This window comes from Campylobacter gracilis, from assembly GCF_018374135.1.
Lineage (GTDB): Bacteria > Campylobacterota > Campylobacteria > Campylobacterales > Campylobacteraceae > Campylobacter_B > Campylobacter_B gracilis_A.
In genome coordinates, this window is the sequence record NZ_JAHAFS010000013.1 from 17,297 (window position 1) to 28,833 (window position 11,537).

An 11,537-nucleotide genomic window follows, 5' to 3' on the forward strand; every position below is an offset into this window, starting at 1 on the left:
AAATTTGGCAATTTTTCCGAATTTGGGCTATAATAAATGCTTTCAAAATCTAGGCGAAAGGGCGTTCATGGCGGACGTGACGATAAGAAATTTAAACTTTGCTTACGAAAAACGCGAAATTTTAAAAGATATAAACTTAAACTATGAGCTGCGCGATTTTTTGGCGATTTTTGGGCCCAATGGCGGCGGCAAAAGCACCCTTTTGAAGCTTCTTTTGGGGCTGCTACGACCAAGCTCGGGCATGATCGAAATTTTAGGCAGATCGCCAGCGCTTGCCAGAGCGCAAATGGGCTACGTGCCGCAGTTCATCGCGATAAACAAAAGCTTTCCCATCAGCGTGCTCGAAGTCGTTTTAATGGGGCTGATAGATAAGAAAATTTTTGGCTTTTATAGCAAATCCGAGCGCGAGCAAGCCATGCAAGCCCTGGGGCGCGTAGGGATGCAAGACCTTGCAGACTGCCGTATCAGCGAGCTTAGCGGCGGACAAAGACAGCGCGTTTACATCGCGCGGGCGCTGTGCGCGAAGGCTAAAATTTTACTTCTCGATGAGCCGCTAGCGAGCATCGACACGATGGGGCAGGTTCAAATCTACGAACTTTTAAAATCCCTAAACGAGAGCGGTTGCGGCATAATTCTAATCAGCCACGACGTGCAGCTTGCGCTAAACTATGCAAACCGCGCTCTTTACGTCGCAAACGGCTCGGCGCATACCCACGAGATCAATCCGGGAGGCAGAGCGGAATTTTTAGATCACCTGCGACGCGAGCACGGGCACTTTTGCGCCGTCGATCTCGCGCTTAACGAATGCTGCTGCAAGGAGGGCGAAAATGGCTGAAATTTTATCTTATGATTTCATGCAAAACGCCCTACTCGGCGGACTTTTAGTCAGTATAGTCTGCGGCGTCGTGGGCTCGCTAGTCGTGATAAATCGCATGAGCTTCATAGCAGGCGGCATCGCACACGGCGCATACGGCGGCATCGGCATCGCGCTATTTTTAGGAATCTCGCCCGTGCTGGGAGCTAGCGTATTTGCGCTGTTTTTGGGGCTACTCATCGCCTACGTCACGCTGCGAAACACCGAGCGCTTTGACGCCGTAATCGGCGCGATATGGGCGTTTGGAATGGCGCTGGGGATAATCTTCGCCGATCTCACACCTGGGTACAAATCCGATTTGATGAGCTTTTTATTCGGCTCGATCTTAGCGATAAATCACGAAAATTTAATCTTCATCGGCATTTGCGGCGCGGCATTTGCGGCGCTTACGGCGTGCTTTTACAGGCAGTTTTTAGCGATCAGCTTCGATAAGGAATTTGCCCTGTTGCGCGGAGTGAATACGAGCGTCTTTTACTACGTCCTCGTAGTGATGGCGAGCCTCGCGGTAGTCGCGTCGATTCAGATCGTAGGACTAATCTTAGTAATCTCGCTGATGACGATTCCGCCCTTCATCGCCGAAAAAATTTCAAAAAGCCTAGGCTCGATGATGGCGATAAGCTGCGCGCTATCGGCGCTTTTCTGCGCGGCGGGGCTTGTTTTGAGCTTCAAGCTCAATCTAACCAGCGGCGCTTCGATAATCCTAGTCGCCTCGGTCTGCTTTTTCGCAAGCTCGATCTTTAGCAAACTTCGCGCCTAAAAGCCCGCCCAGCTCGCTAAGCAGGATGCCTGCGAGTATCAGCGCCGCGCCTAAAATTTGAAGCGCGCTTAGCTTCTCGCCAAAAGCATACCCCATAATACCCGCGCTTACGGGCTCCAGCGCGAAAATAAGCACCGTTTTTATCTCGCTTACGCCGCGATTTTGCGCCATTGTTTGGATCACAAACGCCGCGACAGTGGCAAAGATCGAGGTTAAAACCAGCGCGAAAACAAAATCGAAGTTCGGCGAAAAGATCAAATTCCCAAGTACCTTTATCTCGCCTTCAAATTCCGCGTGCGGGACGAAAACTGCCGCGATTAGCGCACAGACGCAGACGCAGATAAACTGCACGATCACAAAGCCGTAGAGATTGCTTTTGCGCGCGCAGACGCCGGTAAATACGATATGAAGCGCGTATGCAAACGCCGAAATCAGCGTCAGTCGCTCGCCTATGCCAAATCCCACCGCGCCGCTTGCTCCACTTAAAAAATACAGCCCCAAAAGCGCCACGACCGCGCCGCCAAAGGCACTCGCACCAACCTTTTTGCCGAAAAACGCAAGCATTAAAAAGGGCACGATGACGACGTTGAGCCCCAAAATAAACGCCACCGTCGATGATAGCGCATAATCAAGCGCTATAGTCTGGCACGAAAAATCGCAAAACAGCATCAGCCCGCAAAACACGCCCTGCCCTATCGTGCCGCGGTCAAATTTGACGCCGAAGCGCAGGCAGGCGAGGTAGGTAAAAATGCTCGCCGCCAAAAAGCGCCAAAATAAAAAGCTAAAAACGTCGCCGCTATGCAGCGCGCGCTGAACCGGCACGAAAGTGCATCCCCAAACGATCGCTACAAAAAGCAGCCCCAGATCCCACAGTCTGCTAGGCGGAGCGGGATTTTGCGCGCGGCTTTGCGCGGAACTAGAATTTTGCCCGAAACTCTGCACGGAATTCGAGCTTTGCGTGCAGTTTTGCGTAGAGGCAGAATTTTGCGCGGCAGCAGGGCTCTGCGTAGAATTAGAGCTTTGCGCGAAATCGAAATTCTGCGCGGAATTTAAGCTTCGAGCGGAGCTAGAATTCTCTGCCGAATTAGATTTCTTCGCAAAATTCTGCGCCTTAAAATTTTTCAATCCAAAGCTCTGCGGCGCACTAGCGGAGGCCGGATCGTTTACAAGGGTCTCGGTAAAATTTTTCTTTGAGCGTCGCGTATGGGCGGCAGCGAGGCTTTTTGCGGGACTTAAATTTGGATCGTTTACGGCGCTCACACGGCTTAGCGAACTCGCGCTATTTGCGCCGTTGCGAATGAAATTTTCCGCAAAATTTAATATAAAATTTCGTCTGAAATTTCTTGCGGAATTTTCGCAAGGATTTATTGCGGAGACTTTTGCGGAATTTAAAGCTTTATTTTCGACGCAGCTTGGAATCTGCGCGGACTTTAAATTTAGCGCAAGAGCCGCGGAATTTAAAGCGGATTTTCTTTCAAGATTTTTGACGCGCGGGGCGGAATAGAACGCGACTAGACTGTGCACGGCAAAACCGGCCGAGGTACGATTGCGTGCGGCAAAACCGGCCGAAGCGGGATAAAATTTTAAATTTCTTTCGCGGATGAAATTTAACTCGGCGGTCGTATCTTGAAATTTGAAATTTCTTTTGAGGCAGGGAGCGGGAGCAAAATTTATCGCACCGCCGGACGCTGTGTTTTTTGCGCGCTCGCATGCCTGATTTGAGATAAAATTTAAAGCGGATTTTGAATTAAAATTTTCCGCGAGTTCCAAGATAGAATTTTTCATAAATTTAAAGTAAAATTTCGCCGAGATTTTAGTGCGATCGCGCCTATCTGATCGTCTTTATGGCGTTTAAAATCGCGCCCGAGTTTTTGCGAAACTCCCTTTCGTTTTTGCTTAAAAAATCAAAGCTTTCGTTGATAAAGGCGCTACTGAATTCACTACTAAAATCGTCTCCAGGCTCGCGTCCGACGGCACTTTTAAAGCTTTTAGCAAAGCTCGCGTCGGCTCCTAGTTCGCGTGCCAAAGGGCGAATGATTTCGTAAATTTCATCAAAGGCGTTGGTGCGCAGATAGTGGCTGAATAACACCTCGCCGCTCATTACCGCCTTAGTATCGGCTTCGGACATATCTTTTATTTTAGCGAGTACGAGCTTTTTGATCGGCTCTACGGCAAGACTTAGCTTCTTGCTCGCCAGCCTTTGCATATTCTGCACGGCGATGCTCTTTTTGCCCGCGCGCTCGGTAATGTAGCTAGGCAGATCGAGCTCGTAATCCTGCACGCCAGTGCGTTCGTATTCATTTGCGGCACGCTCTATCAAAGTGCTTAGTGAGTTTTTAAAATTTTCGCTATCGCCCGCGCCCGCACTAAGCATCACGTCAAGTCCCTTTACGGCGACCTCCTCCCAGCTAGCAGTCGCAAATATCGGCAATAAACAAAAGATTAATTTTTTAAGCAAAGTTTTTCCCTAATTAAAGATTGATTATTTTATTTCGAAAATTTTAATGTATAATCAACGCTTTTATAATACCAAAAGGGCTAGATATGGAGCTTTTACTCATCGCTTTTGCGCTTGCTATGGACAGCGTCGCGCTTAGTATCTCAAACGGTGCGAAATATCCGAATTTCAAATTTGCACAGATCGCGCGCGTCGCGTTTTTCTATGCGGCGGCTCAGTTCATAATGCCACTTGCAGGCTACGCTTTGGGGATAAATTTCGTAAAATTTATCGCGCAGATCGATCACTTCGTCGCGTTTGGAATTTTATCGTTTTTAGGCGTTAAGATGATCATTGAATCCCGCCGCGAGCAGGATGAGCCAGATCTTCGCCTAAGCACGAAGGAGCTGGTGCTGGGTGCGATCGCCACCAGCATCGATGCGATGGCCGTGGGCGTGACCTTTGCCTTTGGCGAGATAAACATCCTCTACGCCTGTTGCGTAATCGGGCTCGTCTGCTTCGCGCTATGCGTCGCGGCGTGCTACGCAGGCAAGCTAACGGGCAGATTTCTGCAAGCCAAGGCGCTCGTCTTAGGCGGCGTAATTTTAATTCTGATTGGGGTTAAAATTTTACTCTCGCACCTCGGCGTTATCGATATTTAGCCGTGCAGATATTCAGCGGGCAGGTGAGGTAGGCGCGGTTAAAGTACTCTGCCGCGATAGTGGCATAACGATACGTAATTTTAAAATTTATAAAATTTTAGATTTATAGAATTATAAAAAATTTCGCGGATTTTCTAAGCGGTGGGATTTAAATCCGATTGGGTGCGCGGCGGGAACGAAAATGCGCCGCTTCAATACGGCAAATATATCTAAAGCGCAGATCAAGGTATTTGTCGCGATACTAATGCAGTAGTCGTCAGGCGGAATTTCAAAATTTAAAATTAGGCAGAATTCTAAAATTCCGCCGCATTGTGCTTTTTTAGAATTTTGCAAAATTCTAAAATTTCATAATCTTAGAATTTCAAGATTTTTAATAATTTTAAAATTTTATTCGCGTCAGCCAGCGGTTTTAAATCGGAGAGGCTTTTTATTTTCTACCCGCCAGAAGCTTTGAACTGCCCAGCATCAGCCATTTGGCTTCGCGCGGACCCATAAAAAGCCCCTGCGTCGTGTCTATGAGCTCGAGCTGCTCATAGCCCTGCTCCTTGAGTCGCGCGATGAAAGCATCCATGTCGCCGTAGTTTCCGCGCGAGAAAAGATCGTGGATCGCGAAGCTGCCGCCCTTTTTAAGCACGCGGAGCGTCTCTAAAAGCAGCGCCTGGCGGTCCTTGCGCATGATGTTGTGATAGACGTAATTGCTTGTAACCGCATCAAAGCTGCCGTCCTCAAAGGGCAGCTGCGTGGCGTCGGCCTGCTCGAAGCTAGTGTTTTGCACCCCTTCGGCGCGCGCGTTGGATTCGCACAGCTGCTTGTTAAAAGACGCGTACTCAAAGCCCCAGCGATCGACGCCTAGCACCGATGCGTGCGGGTTGCGCTTAGCAACGGCGATCGTTAGCGCGCCGCTGCCGCAGCCTACGTCTAGCCCGCGCCCGCCCTCAGGCAGATCTACGTATTTTGCCGTGCCCTCTACGATCGCACGAGAGAGCTGACGCTTGCCGCCGTAATCAAACGCGCGGTACCACACGACGCAGTAGATCGTAAAGCCGATCAAAACCAGCGCCGCTGCGCCGGAAAGCCCAGCTAGCACGCCTCTTAGCGCACCACTAACACCCAAACCGCAAACGCCGAAAATCAAAAATAAAACTAACGCTACGCCCGCACCCGCGGCAAATGACGCGATCATGCCCTTAGGCACCCAGTTTTTATAGTCCGGTTTCATCTTCGCTCCTTTTATTAAATTTAATCTCGCGGCAGAAAAGCTGGCTGCGGCAAAATTTTAAATTTCGCCCGTAAATTTTAAAGTCCGCAGCTCAAAACCCCGCCTAAATTTAAACGCACGCTAATAGGTGTATTTAAACTCAGCGTAGTAGTTGCGCCCGGGAGCTGGTGTATAGACGTCTGCGCGTAAATTTTGGTTGTAATTATATTCCTCGTCAAAGACGTTTTTGACTCCGGCGCTTATCAAAAACCCGCTTGCGAAGCGGTACGCAGCGCCTAGATCCACGATCGTGCGCGAATCGATCCTATCGTGGTTGGCGTCGTGTGATGATGAGAAATATTTAAAATCGCTCATAAGCGTTAAATTTCTAATCGGCTCATAATCGACACCCAAAACGAACTTCGAGCGCTCCACTAGCGGAACCTGCTTGCCTTTATTCGCGCCGGATTGGATCTTGGCGTCCACGTATGAAAAGGTCTCGCTGAGCTTTAAATTTGAAAGCAGACTTTGCTCCGCATACAGCTCCACGCCCTTGCGGCGCGTCTCGTCGATATTTATAAAATGCCAACCGTCGGTGATCGAGCTGCCCAAGGTTTCGTTTACGATCTCGTTTTTCGTATCGGTCCAAAAGATCGTAGCGCTTACGTATTGCCCGTAGATCAGGTCTTTAAGGCCGATCTCGTAGGTTTTAAAGGTTTCGGATTTGAGGTTATTAAGCACATAGGGGCCGTTGCGGCCGAGCTTATCGATGAGTTGATTAGGGCCCGGCGAGATATAGCCGCGCTCAAATTTAAAATACAGATTGCCGTCTTTGGAATAATTAAAATTCGGCGTGATCTCAAAAGCGTAGTTGTTTTTATGATCCGTTACGTGCGTGCTTTCTTGAGTATGAAATATGCGCCCCATCCTACGCATCGTCGTAGAGACTTCGCGATCTACTTTGTATTCGGCGCGCTCAAAACGCCCGCCCGCACTAAGTGAAAACAGCTCCGTGAAGTCGTGCTTTTCTAAGGCATAAACCGAGTGCGTCTGTTTTTGCATATCAAAGATCGTAAGCTGCGAAAGGCTCATCATAGGATTCATCGAAGTGGTAAAGTCGATCCTGCGGAAACCCTTATTTTTAAGATAATCATATCCCGCTATGAGCTCGTCGTTATCATAGGTAAACTTGCCCTTTAAATTTGCCCCCTCTTTGCGATCTTTCATCACAAAGCCCTTCTGCAAAATTCTAATATCTTGGTAATAAGGCTGTAAATTTGCTTCAAATCTATCGCCGAATTTCACCGCATAATCCAGGTCAAAATTTAGTCGCGTACTTTTGGTAAAGGTCCTCTCACCTCCCTGTTGGCGGCGATCCTTCTTGAGCTCAACAAGCCCTAAACCCGGTACATCATGCGTCCTAGCGCGATAAAAGCTCGGATTAAAAGAGAGGCTTTGATCATCTGAAATTTTATAATTTAGTCCGAACGATGTATAGTAGCCTCGCTCTCTTTCGCCCTTGCGGTATCCATGCTGATCAAAGCCCTTTATTGCGGTCTTTAGAAATAGATTTTCGCTCACATTCCCGCCTGCGCCGAAATTTAGATCTTTATAATTATACGACGCGATCTTGGTAGAGACATTGGCGTATGGATATTTTGCGCCTTTTTTTGTGATGATATTTATCACGCCGCCGCTGGTGCCGCTGCCGTAAAGCACGCTACCGCCGCCGGGGATGATCTCCACGCGCTCGATATCTTCAATCGGAACGAGATCAATCGGGATGGTCGTAGGCGTGGTGTCGATCATATTGAGAGCGACTCCGTTAAGAAGGACCTTGACGGAGGTATTGGCCTTCGCGCCTTGCCCACGCAAATCAACCGACCTGCCGTTAAAGCTAACCCCAGGCGCCTTTTCTAAAATTTCGCGCAGATCACGGTAACCGCGGTTTTCCATATCCTCCGCGGTGATGACCGAGACGTTGCGAACCTCGTTTTTAAGCATATCCTCAAAGCCCGTCGCGGTAACTACTATGGTACCGAGCTTCGTGGCGTTCGCGCCGGAAGCGTTTTTAGAAGCTGCGGAATTTACCGCTTGCGCGCTAGGCGCGATATTTGCGGATGTAGCGTTATTTTCGGCCCCGTTTAGTTGCAAGGCGGCGCACAAACTTAGCGCGACCGCGGCATTTGAAAGATAAAATTTCTTAAACATCACTCTCCCCTATTCAAAATTAGAATTTTGCGAATGATTTGCAAATGCTATATTATAATTTCTCTTGATTAAATAATAATAAATTTCAAAGATTAAAGATAGATTTTTTAAAATTTAAGCGGAATTTGGATGAAATTTTAATTTTGAGCGTTTTACGTAGCGCGGTAAAATTTCGGTTTTAAATTTATATTATTTGGCGGTTTTTATTTCTTAAAGCGGCGAGTTTATGGAGCGAATTCGGATCGGAATTTTAAAATTTAGACCTTGCAGCTGCCCGCTTTGCCGAATTTTGCCTCGATTAAAAGCACCAAGATGAAGAAAATTTTTTCGTCGTTAAGCTTCGTAAGCTCACGTAGGTTCTGATCTACGCTTATGAGCTTGATGCCGTTTGATTTCAAAATCGTAGCGAGCTCGTCCGCACTAAAGCCCATTTTACTAGCGATCTCTCTAATATTATAGGACTCGATCGCGCCTATGATGCGATCCATATTACAAAAGCCGGGATTTTTGCGGCTCAAAACCACGTCCAAAAACTCGCCCCATAGCTTTGTGAGCTTCTTTCGCCTCGTGATTAGATGCAAGATCGCGACGCAAAGCAGGCCGAATCCCGCGATCTTATGCAGGCTCATCCACGTCTCGCCGTACTCGCCGCGCACAAAGCAAGCGCCCGAAAAGCCCAGAATGCAAAGCGCGCAGCCTAGCAACACGATGAGCGCAAATTTATAAACAATCCCCGCCTTAAGCATCAAATCTCCTTGCTTTGTTTTTAAAATTTAGCGACTTCACGCGGAGTGCCTGCAAGCGCTAAGCTCTGCACCGGTGCGCCTCGCCGATCGCCGCTATCGTATCTCCGTGGCGTTGTTGCGGTACCGCGCGCTACACCATCATGCTATCGCACCGCTTACACAGCCCACTCATTAGCGCGCCGTTTACCGACTTCCAAACCGCTCGCCACGTAGGTTAAAATTTTATCGAGACGCCCCGCATTGAGCAGACTATCTTGCGTTTAAATTTTATCGACTTAATTTCGCGCAAAATCGCGATCGCGCACTGCTGACCAACTTCCGAGCTACTCGTTGCGCCGCAAATACTTACCTACGGCGGTGCTATGCCACCGACTGCGTGCGAGCACCTAGCCACGCGGATGCCGATGCCCATGTATGCGAACACCGAGCGCTTCGGCTAAATTTTATCGCCGCTTAATATAAATGAGTAATTTTAATAAATCTGGATTTAAAAAGATATGAATTTAAAGGCGAAATCCCCGACGAGAAATTTAAACGATAAAATTTAAAGCTCTATCGTCCGCTCGAATATGTCCTCAAGCCCCGTTTGATGCACGATCGCTAGCATGCCGAGGCTAGACAGATCCGCACGCAGACCCAGTAGCAGCTCGCGCGCCGAGGCAGGGTCGAGCGCGGACGTGATCTCGTCTGCGAAAACAAAGCTCGGCTTGTGGTAATGAATGCGTGCGAAACTAAGCCGCTGCGCCTCTCCGCCGCTTAAAATTTTAACGTAATCGGCGCGCGAGTTTAGCATGCGGGCAAATTTCTTAAGTCCTACGCTGCGTAAAATTTCTAAAAATTCCGCATCGTCTTTGCGCGGCGGCTGCGGATAAGCGATAAGCTCCTTTAGGCTAAGCGGCGCTAGATAGGGCTTTTGCGGGATAAACATCACTCCCGTGCGCGGCAAACTGATCTCGCCGCGGCCGTATCTCCAAAGACCCGCGACGTAGCGCAGAGCCGTGCTTTTGCCCGCGCCGCTCTTGCCTCGCAGCATTATAAACTGCGCGGGCGCAAGCTCGAAGCGTAGATCCTCGATCAGCGGCTCGCCCGCAGGCGTGAAGACCGACAAGCCCTCGCAACGAGCGGAATTTTCGTCGCTTTGTTTGACGCAAGCACGCAGATTTGCGCTCTCGCCGTCCATGCGCGAGATGAACTCATAAATCCTCTGCACGCTCGCCGCCCACTCCATGATCTGTTTGTAATAGTCCATAAACCACGCAAATCCGTCTTGCACGCTGTAAAACGCCGAACGCGCCTGCATCATGTCGCCAAAGCTCATCGCGCGCGACAAATACAGCGGCAAGCAGGCAAAGATCGGGATTAAATTCGTGATTTTTAGGTAGCTTGCCGAAAAGCATTCGAGGCGAAATTCCGTATTCATGATGCTGCGCCAGTTTCTCATGATCTCGCCGAAGCTCGCGCGGAAGCGGCCGCGCTCGGCACCCTCTCCGCGCATAAAGGCTACGGCTTCTGCGTTTTCGCGCACGAGCAGTAGATCCGAGCGGTAGTCGGCTTCGGCGCGCTGCTTGGCAAAATTTAGCCTCCTAAGCCTGCGCCCGATGAGATGCGTGATCAGCGAGCAAAGCAGCGTATAAAGGAGCGCTACGTATAGCAAAAAGCCTTCGATCTCAAAGCGCATGCCGAAAATTTCAAATTTCAGCACCTTCGAGACCTGCCACAAGATCGTAACGAAGGCGATGAGCTTGGCGAGATTATAGACGAGCGATTTTACGAGATCGACGCTTTTTTGCACGAGCAGCAGGCTGTCCTCGGCGATACGCTGATCGGGGTTGTCTAGCTTTGCGATCGTTTTTGAAATTTCACGATCTGCGCAAGTTTTGGATGAAATTTTATTCTCGCCTGCGCCGCTTTGCTCTGCTGCATTTTGCTCCGCCGTGCTCGGTAAAATTTCAAACCCCTTTGCGTCTCTATGTAAAGCGGTGCTGTCCGCCTCCACTGCGGAATACTCCGCGCGCTCGTTTAAATTTTCATCTAAATTCGCGTCGCCGGGTTTTTCTAAATTTGATCCGCCCCTGGCGCTAAAATTTCCATCAAGGCTCGTGCGGTAGAAGTTTGCGTTATGTAGCCATTTGCGCTCCATCATCGCGCTCAGCCGCTCGCGCCAGACGATTACGAGCAGTTTGCGAAGCCAGCTGCCGCAGACGATGAAAAGCACGATGAGCGCCGTGTAGAGTAAAAACTCGCCCACGAGCGCGGGAATGAGCTCGCCTTTAAGCTCGCTTAGCGCGTCGTAAAAGCGCTTGTCCCACGCGTTCATCAGCACACTGATTTTGATGATAGCGAGGCTAAAACCAAGCGCGAGCAGCAGCAGCGCCCACAGCTTCGCCGCGCCCTTGCCGAACCAGTGCGGACGTAGAATTTCAAAAAATTGCTTTAGCGTTTTCAAATTTTCTCTTTAAATTTTAAAATTTAGCGCCGGTTACAGCGAGATCGCGGGATTAAATTTGATCCCGCAGGCTCGCGAGCGGATTTATGCTCGCAAGCCTGCGCGTTTAATTTGCTTGGAATTTCGCGAGATTAAATTTATCGCCCTCGCCCGCATCGCTTGCAATCGCTCGCGCTAATCAATCGTTAATCAACCAAATCGCGAGC

9 protein-coding genes are annotated in these 11,537 nt (G+C 49.3%); 3 read left to right on the plus strand and 6 right to left on the minus strand.

Translation table 11 applies throughout. The annotated features are described in order from the left end of the window. Window positions 1-67 precede the first annotated feature (67 nt). Window positions 68-835 carry a metal ABC transporter ATP-binding protein gene (locus KH703_RS07085; protein WP_304295215.1) on the plus strand — a complete coding sequence of 256 codons (768 nt, stop codon included), beginning with the start codon at window positions 68-70 and terminating at the stop codon, window positions 833-835. After that, on the plus strand, window positions 828-1,631 hold the full coding sequence (locus tag KH703_RS07090; RefSeq protein WP_298082731.1) for a metal ABC transporter permease: 804 nt from the start codon (window positions 828-830) through the stop codon (window positions 1,629-1,631). The genes KH703_RS07085 and KH703_RS07090 overlap by 8 nt, the downstream gene beginning before the upstream one ends. Here KH703_RS07090 and KH703_RS07095 read toward each other — a convergent pair. Both KH703_RS07095 and KH703_RS07100 read right to left on the minus strand, forming a co-directional pair. Then, window positions 1,575-3,155, minus strand: a complete 1,581-nt coding sequence (locus tag KH703_RS07095) for a DMT family transporter (protein ID WP_304295216.1) — start codon at window positions 3,153-3,155, stop codon at window positions 1,575-1,577. The two genes, KH703_RS07090 and KH703_RS07095, sit on opposite strands and share 57 nt — an antisense overlap. A 304-nt stretch (window positions 3,156-3,459) precedes the next feature. Then, window positions 3,460-4,089 carry a hypothetical protein gene (locus tag KH703_RS07100; protein WP_304295217.1) on the minus strand — a complete coding sequence of 210 codons (630 nt, stop codon included), beginning with the start codon at window positions 4,087-4,089 and terminating at the stop codon, window positions 3,460-3,462. A gap of 86 nt (window positions 4,090-4,175) precedes the next feature. Between KH703_RS07100 and KH703_RS07105 the strand changes: the two genes are divergently transcribed. Further along, window positions 4,176-4,730, plus strand: a complete 555-nt coding sequence (locus KH703_RS07105; protein ID WP_304295218.1) for a manganese efflux pump MntP family protein — start codon at window positions 4,176-4,178, stop codon at window positions 4,728-4,730. 427 nt (window positions 4,731-5,157) lie between these two features. Here the strand turns inward: KH703_RS07105 and KH703_RS07110 are convergent, their stop codons facing one another. The 4 genes from KH703_RS07110 to KH703_RS07125 all read right to left on the minus strand — a co-directional run bounded on the left by KH703_RS07110 (window position 5,158) and on the right by KH703_RS07125 (window position 11,331). Then, window positions 5,158-5,949 carry a class I SAM-dependent methyltransferase gene (locus KH703_RS07110; protein ID WP_304295219.1) on the minus strand — a complete coding sequence of 264 codons (792 nt, stop codon included), beginning with the start codon at window positions 5,947-5,949 and terminating at the stop codon, window positions 5,158-5,160. A gap of 120 nt (window positions 5,950-6,069) precedes the next feature. Next, entirely contained in the window at window positions 6,070-8,139 is a 2,070-nt protein-coding gene (locus KH703_RS07115; RefSeq protein WP_304295220.1) for a TonB-dependent receptor, read from the minus strand. 257 nt (window positions 8,140-8,396) lie between these two features. Further along, a complete protein-coding gene (locus KH703_RS07120) occupies window positions 8,397-8,885 on the minus strand; it encodes a chemotaxis protein (RefSeq protein WP_304295221.1) in 489 nt (162 codons plus the stop codon). 544 nt (window positions 8,886-9,429) lie between these two features. Next, entirely contained in the window at window positions 9,430-11,331 is a 1,902-nt protein-coding gene (locus KH703_RS07125) for an ABC transporter ATP-binding protein/permease (protein WP_304295222.1), read from the minus strand. Between the last annotated feature and the right edge of the window lie 206 nt (window positions 11,332-11,537).